The following is a 17160-nucleotide window of genomic DNA, read 5'->3' as shown; positions in this document are numbered from 1 at the left end:
GGGCCTCCTGATGACTCAGTCGCTGTGGAACAGCCATCCCGAGTACCGGATGTCCACATCGAAATCCTCTGCTGTCCGTCGGTCTTGAGATGGGTTGAGTTGAACGTGGCGAAGATGGACAAGGAACAGAAGCTCCGGGACTACCTGAAGCGGGCGAGCGCCGATCTGCGGCGGTCCCGGCAGCGGGTGGGCGAACTGGAGGCGGCGGCCCGCGAGCCCATCGCGATCGTGGGCATGAGCTGCCGTTTCCCCGGGGGCGTGACGACCCCCGAGGAACTCTGGTCCATGCTCGTCGCGGGCGAGGACGGCGTCACGGAGTTCCCCGCCGACCGCGGGTGGGAGTCGGTGACGGAAGACGTCGGGAACGCGGCGGAGTTCCACGGCGGATTCCTGCACGACGCAGCCGAGTTCGACGCCGGATTCTTCGGGATCTCCCCGCGCGAGGCCCTCGCGATGGACCCCCAGCAGCGGGTGCTGCTGGAGTCCTCCTGGGAGGCGTTCGAGCGGGCCGGCATCGACCCGGCCGCGGTCCGGGGCACCCGGACGGGCATGTTCGTCGGGGCCATGCCCCAGGAGTACCGGGTCGGCCCGGAGGACGACGTCCAGGGCTTCACCCTGACGGGCAACACCACCAGCATCCTGTCGGGCCGGCTCTCCTACTTCTTCGGGGCCGTGGGCCCGGCGGTGACGGTCGACACCGCCTGCTCGTCCTCCCTGGTGGCCCTGCACCTGGCCGCCCACTCCCTGCGTCAGGGCGAGTGCTCCCTGGCGCTGGCCGCGGGCGTCACGGTGATGTCCTCGCCCACCACGTTCGTGGAGTTCAGCCGCCAGGGCGGGCTGTCCGCCGACGGCCGCTGCCGTTCCTTCGCCGACTCCGCCGACGGCACCGGCTGGGCCGAGGGCGTGGGCGTACTGGTCCTGGAACGGCTCTCGGACGCCCGCCGCAACGGGCACGAGGTCCTGGCCGTCGTACGGGGTTCCGCCGTCAACCAGGACGGTGCCTCCAACGGACTGACCGCCCCCAACGGCCCCTCCCAGCAGCGGGTGATCGAGCAGGCGCTGGTCAGCGCGCGGCTCTCGGCCGACGAGGTCGACGTCGTCGAGGCGCACGGCACGGGAACCACCCTCGGTGACCCGGTCGAGGCCCAGGCGCTGCTCGCCACCTACGGCCGCAACCGCGCCGAGGACCGCCCGCTGCTGCTGGGCTCCGTCAAATCGAACCTCGGTCACACCCAGGCGGCGGCCGGCATGGCCGGCGTCATCAAGATGGTGCTGGCCATGCGGCACGGCACGCTGCCCCGCACGCTGCACGTCGACGCGCCGTCCACGCACGTCGACTGGACGGCGGGGGCCGTACGCCTGCTGACCGAGCAGGTCCCGTGGCAGCGGGGCGAGGCGCCGCGCCGGGCCGGCGTGTCCTCGTTCGGCCTCAGCGGCACCAACGCGCACACGATCCTGGAGGAAGCGTCGTCCGCGCAGGAGGACACGGAGGAGACGGGGGACACCGGGGAGACGCCCGAAGCCGTCGAGCCGATCGCCGCGGGCGCCGCCCCCTGGCTGGTCTCCGGCCGTACCCGGGAGGCCCTGCGCGCCCAGGCGGCCCGCCTGCTGGACTTCCTCACCGCCCGCCCCGGCCTCGCCCCCGTGGACGTGGCCCACTCGCTGGCCACGGCCCGCTCCGGCCTCGAACACCGCGCCGCGTTCACCGCCGCCGACCGCGACGCGGCCCTCGCCGCCCTCACCGCACTGGCCGCCGGCGAACCCGCGCCGGGCCTGGCCCAGGGCGCCGTACAGGGCCGCGCCAAGCTCGCCTTCCTCTTCGCCGGCCAGGGCTCCCAGCGGCCGGGCATGGGCCGTGAACTCCACGCCCGCTTCCCCGTGTTCGCCGCCGCGCTCGACGAGATCCTCGCCCACTTCGACGAGGGCCTCGAACGGCCCCTGAAGGACGTGCTGTTCGCCGCCGAGGGCACCCCCGAGGCCGAACTGCTGAACGGGACCGGCTACGCACAGCCCGCCCTCTTCGCCCTCGAGGTCGCGCTCTACCGGCTCGCCGAATCCCTCGGCGTCAAGCCGGACTTCCTCGCCGGACACTCCATCGGCGAGATCGCCGCCGCCCACGTGGCCGGGGTCTTCTCGGCGGCCGACGCCGCGGCCCTGGTGCTCGCGCGCGGCCGGCTCATGCAGGCGCTGCCCGCAGGCGGCGCCATGGTCGCGCTGGAGGCGACGGAGGACGAGGTCCTGCCGCTGCTGGAGGACCGGCGGGACCGGGTCTCGATCGCGGCGGTCAACGGGCCCGACGCGGTCGTCGTCGCCGGCGCGGAGGACGAAGTCGCCGCCGTCGCCGGGCACTTCGCCGAGCTGGGCTGCAAGACCAAGCGGCTGAAGGTCTCGCACGCCTTCCACTCCCCGCTCATGGAACCCATGCTCGAGGAGTTCCGCGCCGTCGTCGCCGGCCTCACGCCGCAGGCGCCCGTCATCCCGGTCGTCTCCGGCCTGACCGGCACCCTCGCCACGGTCGAGCAGCTGACCTCCCCCGACTACTGGGTGGACCACGCCCGGCACGCCGTCCGGTTCGCCGATGCCCTCGCCTGGCTGAGCGGTCACGGCGTCGGCACCTTCCTCGAACTGGGCCCCGACGGCGTCCTGTCCGCCATGGCCCAGGCATGCCTCGACGGCACCGCCGAGGACGCCCCCGAGGACGCCCCCGAGGACGCCCCCGCCACGCTCGCCGTGCTGCGGCCGGGCCGCCCCGAGGCCGAGACCCTCACCACCGCACTGGCGGGCCTGTACGTCCGGGGCACGGCCGTCCGGTGGGAGCCCTGGTTCGCCGACACCGGAGCCCGGCGCACGGACCTCCCCACGTACGCCTTCCAGCGCCGCCGGTACTGGCCCAAGAGCCTGCCCGCACACGCGGGCGATGTCCGTGCCGCGGGCCTGGGCGCCGCCCGTCACCCGCTGCTGGCGGCGGCCGTGTCGGTCGCCAACTCCGACGGCCTGCTGCTCACCGGCCGGCTGTCGCTGCGCACCCACCCCTGGCTGGCCGGTCACGCCGTGCGCGGCACCGTCCTGCTCCCGGGCACCGCCTTCCTGGAGCTGGCCGTCCGCGCCGGGGACGAGACCGGCTGCGGCCGCGTCGAGGAACTCACCCTGGCCGCCCCCCTGGTGCTGCCCGCCGAGGGCGGCGTGCAGGTGCAGGTGTGGGCCGGCAGCCCGGACGAGTCCGGCCGCCGCGCGCTGAGCATCCACTCCCGCCCCGACGGGCCGGAGGAGCTGCCCTGGACGCAGCACGCCGCCGGCACCCTCGTCGCCGGCGAGCACCGTACCGGCTTCGACGCCACCGTCTGGCCCCCCGCCGGCGCCCAGCCGCTCGACCTCGACGGCTTCTACGACCGCATGAACGACGGCGGCTTCGCGTACGGCCCGCTGTTCCGGGGCCTGCGCGCCGCCTGGCGCGCCGGTGACGACGTCTACGCCGAGGTGGCGCTGCCGGAGACGGACGCCGCCGACACCGGCTCCTTCGGCATCCACCCGGCCCTGCTGGACGCCGCCCTGCACGCCTCGGCCTTCGCCGGCCTCGGCGGGCAGGCCCAGGGCGGCCTGCCCTTCTCCTGGCAGGACGTGACCCTGCACGCGAGCGGGGCGACCACCGTCCGGGTCAGGCTGACCCGGACCGACGACGACGCGGTGGCGATCGCCGTCGCCGACCCCACGGGCGCCCCCGTGGCCTCCGTCGGCTCGCTCGTCCTGCGCGCCATGCCGGACGCGGAGCTGACCGCCGCCTCCCTCGCCCGCGACGCCCTGTTCGAGCTGCGCTGGGCCCCGCCGGCAGACCCCGCCGGAGCCGAGCCCGCCACGGTCGGTGTCCTCGGCCCGGACCTCTTCGGTCTCGCCGGGGCCCTGGCCTCGCCCGACCGCACCGTCACCGCCCTGACCGGCCTGGACGCCGCCGTCGGTGCCCCGGACGTCGTGCTCGTCCCCGTCGCCGGTACCACCGGCGACGACCCGGTCGCCGCCGCGCACACCCGTACCGCCCAGGTCCTGGAGCAGCTGAAGGCCTGGCCGGCGAGCGAGCCGTACGCCGGCTCCCGGCTGGTCTTCGTCACCCGCGGCGCGGTCGCCACCGACGGCCGGCGGGCGCCGGACCCGGCGGCCGCCGCCGTCTGGGGCCTCGTACGCGCCGCGCAGACCGAACAGCCGGGCCGCTTCGGCCTGTTGGACCTCGACCCCGCCGGGCCCGCCACACCGGCGCTCGGCCGCGCCCTGGCCATGGACGAGCCGCAGACCGCCGTCCGCGACGACGCCGTGCTCGTGGCCCGCCTCGCCCGCGCCCGGACACCGGAGCCCGGCACCCCGTGGAACCCCGAGGGCACCGTGGTGCTCACCGGCGCCACCGGCGGCCTGGGCCGCGTCCTGGCCCGGCACCTGGTCGCCGAGCGCGGCGTACGGCACCTGCTGCTCGTCAGCCGCCGGGGCGCCGCCGCCGAGGGCGCCGACGAGCTCGTCGCCGAACTGACCGGACACGGCGCGCGCGTCGCCGTCGAGGCGTGCGACCTCGCCGACCGCGCCGCCGTGGACCGGCTGCTGGCCGCCGTGCCCGCCGAACACCCCGTCACCGCCGTCGTGCACAGCGCCGGCACCCTCGACGACGGCGTGATCGAGTCGCTGACCCCCGAGCGGATCAGCGCGGTGCTGCGTCCCAAGGCCGACGCCGTATGGCACCTCCACCAGGCCACCCGGGGACTGGACCTGGCCGCCTTCGTCGTCTTCTCCTCCCTCTCCGGCACCGTGGGCGCGGCGGGCCAGGGCAACTACGCCGCCGCCAACGCCTTCCTCGACGCCGTCGCCCAGCTCCGCCGCGCCGACGGGCTGCCGGGCCTCTCCCTCGGCTGGGGCCCGTGGGCGCCCACCGGCGGCATGACCGGCGGGCTGACCGACGCCGACCTCCGGCGCCTGGCCCGCCTGGGCACGCCCGCGCTCACCGAGGACCAGGGCGTCGCGCTCTTCGACGCCGCGGTCGCCGGCACAGCCGCCGTCCTGCTGCCGGTCCGGCTGGACCTCTCCGTGCTGCGCGTCCAGGACGAGGTGCCGGCGCTGATGCGCGGCCTCGTCCGTACCCCCGTCCGCCGCGCGGTGGTCTCCGGCTCGGAGACGGCCGTCAGCCTCGTCCAGCAGCTGTCCCGGCTGGACGAGACGGGCCGCGCCGAGGTGGTACGCGACCTCGTGGCCGGCCAGGTGGCCGCCGTGCTCGGCCACTCCGGGGCCGCCGAGGTCGACGCGGAGCGCTCGTTCCGCGAGCTGGGCTTCGACTCGCTCACCGCCGTGGAGCTGCGCAACCGGCTCCGCACGGCCACCGGCCTGCGCACCGCCGCGACCGTGGTCTTCGACTACCCGACCGTCGCCGCGCTCGCCGCGCACATCCTCGGCGAGCTCATGGGCTCCGAGGCCGCCGTCACGGCCGCCGCCCCCCGCGCCGCGGGCGACGAGGACCCCGTCGTCATCGTCGGCATGAGCTGCCGCTACCCGGGCGGCGTCGCCTCGCCCGAGGACCTGTGGCGGCTGGTCAGCGAGGGCACCGACGCCATCTCGGGCCTGCCCACGGACCGCGGCTGGGACCTGGAGACGCTCTACGACCCGGACCCGGACCGTCTCGGCACCTCGTACAGCCGCTTCGGCGGATTCCTGCACGAGGCGCCCGAGTTCGACCCCGCGTTCTTCGGCATGAGCCCCCGCGAGGCCCTGGCCACCGACTCGCAGCAGCGGCTGCTGCTGGAGGCGTCCTGGGAGGCCGTCGAGCGGGCCGGGATCGACCCGGTGTCCCTGCGGGGCAGCCGCACCGGCGTGTTCGCCGGTGTCATGTACAACGACTACTCCGCCGCGCTCGCCGGCGGGCAGTTCGAAGGCCATCAGGGCAGCGGCACCGCGCCGAGCATCGCCTCCGGGCGTGTGTCCTACGCCCTCGGGCTGGAGGGCCCCGCCGTCACCGTCGACACGGCCTGCTCGTCCTCGCTCGTCGCCATGCACTGGGCGATGCAGGCGCTGCGCGCGGGGGAGTGCTCGCTCGCCCTGGCCGGCGGCGTCACGGTGATGTCGACGCCGGGCGCCCTCATCGAGTTCTCCCGGCAGCGCGGCCTGTCCCCGGACGGCCGCTGCAAGGCGTTCTCCGACAGCGCCGACGGTGTCGGCTGGGCCGAGGGCGTGGGCGTACTGGTTCTGGAACGGCTCTCGGACGCCCGCCGCAACGGGCACCGGGTCCTGGCCGTCGTACGGGGTTCCGCCGTCAACCAGGACGGTGCCTCCAACGGGCTGACCGCCCCCAACGGCCCGTCCCAGCAGCGGGTGATCCGGCAGGCGCTGGCAGGCGCCGGACTGACCGTCGCGGACGTCGACGCGGTGGAGGCGCACGGCACCGGCACCACGCTCGGCGACCCCATCGAGGCCCAGGCCCTCCTCGCCACCTACGGCCAGGACCGCGACCCGGCGCGTCCGCTGCTGCTGGGCACCGTCAAGTCCAACATCGGCCACACCCAGGCGGCGGCCGGCGTGGCCGGCGTCATCAAGATGGTCATGGCCATGGACCGGGGCGTGCTGCCCCGCACCCTGCACGCCGACGAGCCGTCCTCGCACGTGGAGTGGGACACCGGAGCGGTGCGCCTGCTCACCGAGGAGACCGGCTGGCCGGAGACCGGCCGGCCGCGCCGGGCCGGCGTCTCCTCCTTCGGCTTCAGCGGCACCAACGCGCACATCCTCCTCGAAGCGGCCCCCGACCCGCGCGACGAGCCCGGACAGCCGTCGCTCGTACCGGCCGCCGTGCCGTGGACCCTCTCCGGCAGGAGCCGGGCCGCGCTCCGCGACCAGGCCGCCCGCCTGCGGTCCTTCCTCGACGACCGCCCCGCGGCCGACCCGGCGGACATCGGCCTCTCCCTGGCCACCACCCGCACGGCCTTCGACCAGCGGGCCGTCGTGACCGGCGACCGCGACGAACTGCTGCGCGCGCTCGCCGCGCTGGCCGCCGACCGGCCGGACCCCGCGCTCACCGAGGGCGAGACCGGCGGCGCCGGCAAGCTGGCCGTGGTGTTCTCCGGGCAGGGCAGCCAGCGCCCCGGCGCGGGCCGTGAACTGTACGCGCGCTTCCCCGCGTTCGCCGCCGCCCTCGACGAGGTGACGGCCGCGCTCGACCCGTACCTGGACCGCCCCCTCAAGGACGTCCTGTTCGCCCAGGAGGGCACCCCCGAGGCGGAGCTGCTGGGCCACACCGCGTGGACCCAGCCCGCACTGTTCGCCATCGGCGTCGCGCTCCACCGCCTGCTGCGCACCTGGGGCATCCGCCCCGACGTGCTGCTCGGCCACTCCATCGGCGAGATCACCGCCGCGCACGTCGCGGGCGTCCTCTCGCTGCCCGACGCGGCCCGCCTGGTGACCGCGCGGGGACGGCTGATGCAGGAGCTGCCCCCCGGCGGCGCGATGATCTCCCTCCAGGCCACCGAGGACGAACTCGCGCCGCTGCTCGCCGGGCGCGAGCACGAGGTCTCCGTCGCCGCCGTCAACGGCCCCCACAGCGTCGTGGTCGCCGGGGACCTGGCCGCCGTCGAGGAGATCGCCGCCCACTTCGCCGACCGGGGCCGCAAGACCAAGCGCCTCGAGGTCAGCCACGCCTTCCACTCGCCGCTCATGGAGCCCGCGCTCGACGGGCTGCGCGAGGTCGCCGCCGGGCTCACCTACCACGCGCCGGACGTGACCGTCATCTCCGGCCTGACCGGACACCCCGCCACCGACGACGAACTGCGCTCCGCCGACTACTGGGTCGCGCACGCCCGCGGCGCCGTACGCTTCGCCGACACCATGCGCGCCGCGCACGACCGCGGCGCCGGCACCTTCCTCGAACTCGGCCCCGACAGCGTGCTCTCGGCCGCCGCCCAGGACGCCCTCGGCGACGACGCGGACGCGCACATCGTCCCGATGCTGCGCACCGGGCGCGGCGAGGAGCGCTGCGCGGCCACCGCCCTCGCCCGGCTGCACGTGCGCGGCACGGCCGTCGACTGGCCCGCGTACTTCGCCGGCACCGGGGCCCGTACCGTGGACCTGCCCACGTACGCCTTCCAGCACGAGCGCTACTGGCCCGAGGCCGCCGCCCCGGCCCGCGTCCCGCAGGCCGCCGCCGACCCCGCCGACGCCGAGCTGTGGGGCGCCGTCGAACGAGGCGACGCCGCCGGGCTCGCCGGGCTCCTCGGCCTGCGCGACGAACAGCACGCCTCCCTCTACGCGCTGCTGCCCGCCCTGTCCTCCTGGCGCCAGCTCCGGCAGGAGAAGGCCCTGCTGGACTCCACCCGCTACCGCGTCGCCTGGCACCCGGCCCGGCCGGCCGCCGCCCCCGTTCTGGACGGCACCTGGCTGGTCGTCACCGCCGAAGGGACCGACGGCGACGAGATCCTGGACGCGCTGCGCGGCCACGGCGCCCAGTTCGAGACGCTCGTCCTGGACGCCGCCTGCCACGAGCGCGCCGAACTCGCCGCCCGCCTCGACGCCGTACGCGATCCGGAACGGCCCCTCTCCGGCGTGCTGTCCCTGCTTCCCCTCGCCGACGGGCCCGGATCACCGGCCGCCGGACTGCCGGCCGGGCTCGCGCTCAGCCTCGTCCTGATCCAGGCGCTCGCCGACACCGAACTCGCCGCGCCCGTCCGGACCCTGACCCGGGGCGCGGTCACCACCGGCGCCGCCGACCCGCTCACCAACCCGGTCCAGGCGGCGGTCTGGGGCCTGGGCCGCGTCGCCGCCCTGGAACACCCCCGGCTGTGGAGCGGCCTGATCGACCTGCCGCCCGTCCTCGACGGCCCCGCCACCCAGCACCTCGTCAGCGCCCTCGCCGCCCGGGGCGGCGAGGACCAGATCGCCATCCGCGCCACCGGCGCGCTCGGCCGGCGCCTGGTCCGCCACCCGCTCGCCGAACTGCCCCCGGCCGGCGCCTTCACCGCGCGCGGCACCGTGCTCGTCACGGGCGGCACCGGAGCGCTCGGCGCCGAGGTCGCCCGCTGGCTCGCCCGCAGCGGCGCCGGCCACCTCCTGCTCACCAGCCGCCGCGGCCCCGACGCTCCCGGAGCCGCCGAACTGGCCGCCGAGATCGAGGACTTGGGCGCCCGGGTCACCATCGCGGCCTGCGACACCGCCGACCGCGACGCGCTCGCCGCGCTGCTCGCCTCCGTACCGGACGAGCACCCGCTGACCGGCGTCGTGCACGCGGCCGGCGTCGGCCAGGCGGCCGCCCTCACCGACACGCCCCTGGCCGCCGCCACCGAGGCGATGGCCGCCAAGATGCTCGGCGCGGCCCACCTCGACGCCCTCCTCGACGGCCACGAACTCGACTTCTTCGTCCTGGTCTCCTCGATCGCCGGCGTGTGGGGCAGCGCCGGGCAGAGCGCGTACGGCGCCGCCAACGCCTACCTCGACGCCCTCGCCGAACACCGGCGGGCCCGTGGCCTGCCCGCGACCTCGGTGGCCTGGGGCCCCTGGGGCGAGCTCGGCATGGCCACCCACGAGGCCGTGGCGGACCACCTGCACCGAACCGGGCTGCGCTTCCTCGCCCCCGCCACCGCCCTCGCCGAACTGCGCCGCGCGGTCGTCCAGCAGGACGTCACCGTCACGGTCGCCGACATCGACTGGGAGCGCTACCACCCCGTCTTCACCTCCGCGCGCCCCAGCCTCCTCTTCGACGAGCTGGCCGACGTCCGGGCCCTCGGGGACGACGGCGGCGAGAGCGCCGCACCGGAGTTCGCCGCCCGCCTGCGCGGCCTCGGCGAGGACGAGCAGGAACGGCTGCTGTCCGACCTGGTACGCGCCGAGGCGGCCGTCGTCCTCGGCCACGCCTCCACCGACGGCGTCTCCGAACGGCGGGCCTTCCGCGAGGCGGGCTTCGACTCGCTGACCGCCGTGGAACTGCGCAAGCGCCTCTCCACGCTCACCGGCCTGGCCCTGCCCGCCACGCTGGTCTTCGACTACCCGACCCCCGGCGTCCTCGCCCGCCATCTGCGCGCCGAACTCCTGGGCACGGGCGCCCGGTCGGCCGCGCCCGTGGCCGTACCGGCACCGGGCGGCTTCGACGAGCCCGTCGCCATCGTCGGCATGAGCTGCCGCTTCCCCGGCGGAGTCCGCTCCCCGGAGCAGTTCTGGGAGCTCGTCTCCGACGGCGTCGACGCCATCTCCGACTTCCCCGTCAACCGCGGCTGGACCACCGGCCTGTACCACCCGGATCCGGACAACCCCGGCACCACGTACTCCACCCAGGGCGGATTCCTGCACGACGCGGGCGAGTTCGACGCCGGATTCTTCGGCATCTCGCCCCGCGAGGCGCTGTCGATGGACCCCCAGCAGCGGCTGCTGCTGGAGACCACCTGGGAGGCGTTCGAGCAGGCCGGCATCGACCCCTCGGCCGTCCACTCCACCCCGACCGGGACCTTCATCGGCTCCACCTACCAGGAGTACGGGTTCGGCCTCGACGACCCCTCCGCCGGCCACCTGGTCACCGGCACCAGCCCGAGCGTGCTCTCCGGCCGGCTCGCCTACCTCTTCGGCCTCGAAGGTCCGGCGGTCACCGTCGACACGGCCTGCTCCTCGTCCCTGGTCGCCCTGCACCTCGCCTGCCAGTCGCTGCGCAACGGCGAGAGCTCGCTGGCCCTGGCCGGCGGCGCGACCGTGATGACCAACCCCAGCCCCTTCGTCGCCTTCAGCCGGCAGCGGGCCCTGGCGGGCGACGGCCGCTGCAAGGCGTTCTCCGACGGCGCCGACGGCATGACCCTCGCCGAGGGCGTCGGCATCCTCGTCCTGGAACGGCTCGCCGACGCCCGGCGCAACGGGCGCGAGATCCTCGCCGTCATCCGCGGCTCGGCCATCAACCAGGACGGCGCCTCCAACGGCCTGTCCGCCCCCAACGGCCCGGCCCAGCAGCGCGTCATCCGCCAGGCCCTCGCCAACTCCGGCCTGGCCCCGGCGGACATCGACGCCGTCGAGGCGCACGGCACCGGCACCGCCCTCGGCGACCCCATCGAGGCCCAGGCGCTGCTGGCCACCTACGGCCGGGACCGCGACGCCCGGCACCCGCTGCTCCTCGGCTCGGTGAAGTCCAACATCGGCCACACCCAGTCGGCGGCCGGCGTGGCCGGCGTCATCAAGATGGTCATGGCGCTGCGCCACGGCGAACTGCCGCGCACCCTGCACGCCGACACCCCCTCCAGCCACGTCGACTGGACCCCCGGCACGGTCTCCCTGCTGACCGGGGGCGCCGACTGGCCCGACGGCGAGCGCCCGCGCCGCTGCGCGGTCTCCTCCTTCGGCATCAGCGGCACCAACGCCCACACGATCCTCGAAGAGGCCCCCAAGGCGGCCCCCGTACCGGAAGCGGAGCCGCCGGCCCCGGCCGGCGGAGCCGTCCCGTGGGTGCTGTCCGCGCGGACCCCCGGCGCCCTGCGCGCCCAGGCCGCCAGCCTCGCCGCCCTGCTCGACGGCGAACAGCCGCCCGCCGCCCTCGATACCGGCCACTCCCTCGTGGCCACGCGCACCCTCTTCGACCACCGCGCCGTCGTCGTCGGCACCACCGACGACGACCGGGCGGCCGCGCTCCGGGCCCTCGGCGAGGGGCAGTCCGCCCCGGGCATCGTCCAGGGCACCGCCGACACCGACGGCCGGACCGTGTTCGTCTTCCCCGGCCAGGGCTCCCAGTGGGCCGGCATGGGTGCGCGACTGCTGGACGAATCCCCGGTCTTCGCCGAGCGTCTGCGCGAATGCGCCGCCGCCCTCTCGGCGTTCACCGACTGGTCGCTGCTCGACGTCCTCCGCCAGGCCGAGGGCGCGCCCACCCTGGACCGCGTCGACGTCGTCCAGCCCGCCTCGTTCGCCGTCATGGTCTCGCTGGCCGAACTGTGGCGCGCCCACGGCATCACCCCCGACGCCGTCGTCGGCCACTCGCAGGGCGAGATCGCCGCCGCCGCCGTCTCCGGCGCCCTGTCGCTGGAGGACGCCGCCCGGGTCGTGGCCCTGCGCAGCCAGGCCATCGCCCGGGTGCTGGCAGGCTCCGGCGGCATGATGTCCGTCCCGCTGCCCGTGGCCGACGTCGAACGGCGCCTCGCCGCGTACGAGGGCCTGTCCGTCGCCGCCGTCAACGGCCCCCGCTCGGTGGTCGTCTCCGGCGCTCCCGGGCCGCTGGAGGCCCTGCTGGCCGAGCTGGCCGCCGAGGACGTCCGCGCCCGGCGCATCGCCGTGGACTACGCCTCGCACTCCGCGCAGGTCGAGCTGTTGCGGGACGAACTCCGTGACGCTCTCGCCCCGGTCCGCCCCCGCCCCGCGCAGGTGCCGTTCTTCTCCACGGTCACCGGCGACTGGCTCGACACCACCGGGCTCGACGCCGGCTACTGGTACACCAACCTCCGGCAGACCGTCCGCTTCGAGCCCGCCGTACGTGAACTCCTCGCGCAGGACCACCGCTTCTTCATCGAGGTCAGCTCCCACCCCGTCCTCGCCATGGGCATCCAGGAGACGGCCGAGGCGGCCGACACCCGGGCCGCCGTGCTCGGCACGCTCCGCCGCGAGACCGGCGGCACCGACCGCTTCCTGACCTCGCTCGCCGAGGCCTTCGTCCGGGGCGCGGCCGCCGACTGGTCCCGCGTCTTCGCCGGCACCGGGGCCCGCCGGGTGCCGCTGCCCACGTACGCCTTCCAGCGCGAATACCTGTGGGCCGTCCCCGCCGCGCCGCAGGACCGGCACGAGACCGACCCGGCGGACGCCGAGTTCTGGACGGCGGTCGAGGCGGAGGACGTCGACTCCCTCGCCTCCAGCCTCCGCCTGGACCGCACCGCCCTGGGCCCGGTCCTCCCGGCGCTGTCGCACTGGCGCAAGCGCCGCCGCGACCTGTCGACCGTGGATTCCTGGCGCTACCGCCCCACGTGGAAGCCGCTGACCGGCCTGCCCGCCGCCACCCTGACCGGCACCTGGCTGGTCGTCACCACCGAGGACACCGACGCCGAGGACGTCATGGACGCCCTCGCCGCCCACGGCGCCGAACCGCGCACGCTCGTCCTGGACGACGCCTGCCAGGACCGTACGGCCCTGGCCGCGCGCCTCGCCGCACTCGACGGCCTCGCGGACCTCACGGGCGTGGTGTCCCTGCTGGCCGCCGCCGAGGAGCCGGACGACCGGCACCCGGCGCTCGCCACCGGGCTCGCCCTGACCGTCGCGCTCGTCCAGGCGCTCGGCGACGCCGACCTCGGCGCACCCCTGTGGTGCCTGACCCGGGGCGCCGTCTCCACCGGCCGCGCCGACCGGCTGACCCGGCCCGTCCAGGCCCAGATCCACGGCCTCGGCTGGACGGCGGCCCTCGAACACCCGCAGCGCTGGGGCGGCGTCGTCGACCTGCCCGAGCACCTCGACCGGCGCGCCGCCGAACGCCTGGCCGCCGTCCTCACCGGCCGCACCGGCGAGGACCAGCTCGCCGTCCGCGCCTCCGGCGTCCTCGCCCGCCGCGTCGTCCGCGCCGCCCCGTCGGACGCGGACCCGGCCCGCCCCTGGTCCCCCCGGGGCACCACCCTCGTCACCGGCGGCACGGGCACGCTGGCTCCGCACCTGGCCCGCTGGCTCGCCCGGCAGGGCGCCGGGCACATCGTGCTCACCAGCCGCCGCGGCCCGGCGGCACCCGGCGCGGCGGACCTCGTACGGGAACTCGCCGAGCTGGGCTGCGAAGCCACCTACGCCGCCTGCGACCTGACGGACCGTGACGCGGTGGCGGAAATGCTCGGCGCGCTCAAGGCCGACGGCCGCACCGTCCGTACGGTCGTGCACACCGCCGTCACCATCGAGCTCGCGACGCTCGCCGACACGACCCTCGACGACTTCGCGCGGGTCATGGACGCCAAGGCCACCGGCGCCCGGCACCTCGACGAACTCCTCGACGACGACGAACTCGACGCCTTCGTCCTGTACTCCTCCGCCGCCGGCATGTGGGGCAGCGGAGCACACGCCGCCTACGTCGCCGGCAACGCCTACCTCAACGCCCTCGCCGAGCACCGGCGGGCCCGGGGCGCCCGCGCCACCGCCGTCTCCTGGGGCATCTGGGCCGACGACCTCAAGCTCGGCCGCGTCGACCCCGGCCAGATCCGCCGCAGCGGACTCGTCTTCATGGACCCCCAGCTGGCCCTCACCGGACTGCGGCAGGCCCTCGACGACGACGAGACGGTCCTCGCGATCGCCGACGTGGACTGGGAGCGCTACCACCCCGTCTTCACCTCCGGGCGGCCCGCCCCGCTCTTCGACGAGCTGCCCGAGGTCCGGCGGCTGACCGAACAGAACACCGAAGTCACGGAATCCGGCAACGAGTTCACCACCAGGCTCCTCGGGCTGGCGGCCGCCGAGCAGGACCGCCTCCTGCTCGATCTGGTACGCGCCGAGGCCGCCACCGCGCTCGGCCACGCCTCCCCGGACACCCTCTCCGAGCAGCGGGCCTTCCGCGACGTCGGCTTCGACTCCCTCACCGCCGTCGACCTGCGCAACCGGATCGCCGCCGTCATCGGGCTGGCCCTGCCGAGCACCATGGTCTTCGACCACCCCAACCCGCTCGCGCTCGTGGCCTACCTGCGCGACGCGATCGCGGGCGCCCGCACCGGGTCCTCCGCCGCCGTGCCCGCCGTCGCGGGATACGCCACCGACGAGCCCATCGCCATCATCGGCATGAGCTGCCGCTACCCGGGCGACATCACCTCCCCGGAGGACCTGTGGCGGATCGTCACCGAGGGCGGCGACGTCACCGGCGAGTGGCCCACCGACCGGGGCTGGGACACCGAGGGCCTCTACGACCCCGACCTCGGCCGGCCGGGCCGCACCTACTCGACCCGTGGCGGCTTCCTCCACGACGCCGCCGATTTCGACGCCCCCTTCTTCGGCATCTCGCCCCGCGAGGCGCTGGCCATGGACCCGCAGCAGCGGCTGCTGCTGGAGACCTCCTGGGAGGCGCTGGAGCGTGCCGGCATCGACCCCGCCACCCTGCGTGGCAGCAGCACCGGCACCTTCATCGGCGCCAGCTACCAGGACTACGCCGCCAACGCCGCGACCCCGGCAGGCGGCGAGGGACACGCCATCACCGGCACCATCTCCAGCGTCCTGTCCGGCCGCCTGTCCTACACCTACGGCTTCGAGGGCCCGGCCGTCTCGCTCGACACGGCCTGCTCCTCGTCCCTGGTCGCCCTGCACCTGGCCTGCCAGTCGCTGCGCAACGGTGAGAGCTCCCTCGCCCTCGCCGGCGGCGTCAGCATCATGTCCACGCCGTTCTCGTTCATCGGCTTCAGCCAGCAGCGGGCGATGGCGGCCGATGGCCGCTGCAAGGCCTACTCCGACGCCGCCGACGGCATGAGCCTGGCCGAAGGCGTCGGTCTCGTCCTCGTCGAGCGGCTCTCCGACGCCCTCCGCAACGGGCACGAGGTCCTGGCCGTCATCCGGGGCTCCGCCGTCAACCAGGACGGCGCCTCCAACGGGCTCACCGCCCCCAACGGCCCGTCCCAGCAGCGCGTCATCCGCCAGGCCCTCGCCAACGCCGGAGTGGCCGCCGCCGACGTCGACGTCGTCGACGGACACGGCACCGGCACCGCCCTCGGCGACCCCATCGAGGCCCAGGCCCTCCTCGCCACCTACGGCGAGAACCGCGACCCCGAGCGGCCGCTGCTGCTCGGCTCGGTCAAGTCCAACATCGGCCACGCCCAGATGGCGTCCGGCGTCGCCAGCGTCATCAAGATGGTCATGGCCATGCGCCACGGGACCGTCCCGCAGAGCCTGCACATCGACCGGCCCTCCTCGCACGTCGACTGGAGCTCCGGCGCCATCCGGCTGCTCACCGAGCCGCTGGCCTGGCCCGACGCCGGGCACCCGCGCCGCTCGGCCGTCTCCTCCTTCGGCCTCAGCGGCACCAACGTCCACACCGTCCTCGAACAGGCCCCGGACCGGCGGCCCGAGGAGCCGGCGGCGGACCCGGCCGGGGTGCTGCCCCTGACGCTGTCCGGCCGTACCGAAGCGGGCCTGCGCGCCCAGGCCGGCCGGCTCCTGACCCACCTCGCCGACCACCCCGGGACGCCGCTCACCGACCTCGCCCACTCCCTCGCCACCACCCGGGCCGCCCTGGAGCACCGCGCGGCCGTCGTCACCGACGATCACGACGCGCTCATCCGCGCCCTGACCGCCCTCCGCGACGGCACCCCCGACGGCGGCCTGATCACCGGCGGCCGGAGCCGCGGCCGCCTGGCCTTCCTCTTCACCGGCCAGGGCAGCCAGCGTCCCGGCATGGGACGCGAGCTCTACGAACGCCACCCCGTCTACGCCGAGGCCCTGGACGCCGTACTGGCACGCTTCGACCTCGAACTCGACCGCCCGCTGCGGGAGATCCTCTTCGCCGCCCCGGACACCCCCGAGGCCGCGCTGCTCGACGACACCGGCTACACCCAGCCGGCCCTCTTCGCCCTCGAAGTGGCCCTGTTCCGGCTCGCCGAGTCCTGGGGCCTGCGCCCCGACTACGTCGCCGGGCACTCCATCGGCGAGTTCGCCGCCGCGCACGCGGCCGGAGTCCTCTCCCTGGAGGACGCCTGCACCCTCGTCGCGGCCCGCGGCCGGCTGATGGCCGCCCTGCCCGCCGGCGGCGCCATGGCCTCCGTCGAGGCGGCCGAGGACGAGGTACTGCCGCTGCTCGCCGGGTACGAGGGGCGCGTCTCCGTCGCCGCCGTCAACACCCCGACGTCCCTCGTCGTCGCGGGCGACGAGGACGCGGTGCTCGCCGTCGCCGCCCGGGTCGAGGAGCTCGGCCGCCGCACCAAGCGGCTGCGCGTCAGCCACGCCTTCCACTCGCCGCACATGGACGCGATGCTGGCGGACTTCGCCCGCGTCGCCGCGGGCGTCACCTACCACGCGCCCGTCGTGCCGCTGGTGTCCACCGTCACCGGCGACCTCGCCACGGCCGACGAGCTCGGCACGCCGGAGTACTGGACCGGGCAGGTCCGGGGCACCGTCCGGTTCGCCGACGCCGTCCGCCGCCTCACCGGACACGGTGTGACCACCTTCTTCGAACTCGGCCCGGACGGAGTGCTCTCCGGCGCCGTACGCGGCACCGTCGACGCGGACAGCGGCGCCGTCGCGGTCCCGGCGCTG

1 protein-coding gene (only partly in view) is annotated in these 17160 nt (G+C 75.8%); it reads left to right on the top strand.

Features of this window, described 5'->3' with window-relative positions; genetic code table 11:
• The first annotated feature begins 114 nt into the window (after positions 1–114).
• On the top strand, positions 115–17160 hold the 5' portion of the coding sequence (locus ACV530_RS03060; RefSeq protein WP_494330632.1) for a type I polyketide synthase. The gene runs 11286 nt beyond the window's last position; the window shows 17046 of its 28332 coding nt (coding positions 1–17046); it begins with the start codon at positions 115–117; its stop codon lies beyond the right edge, outside the window.

The sequence above is a fragment of the Streptomyces sp. SX-6 genome (genome assembly GCF_059089585.1).
This window is presented reverse-complemented; position numbering and strand designations above follow the sequence as displayed.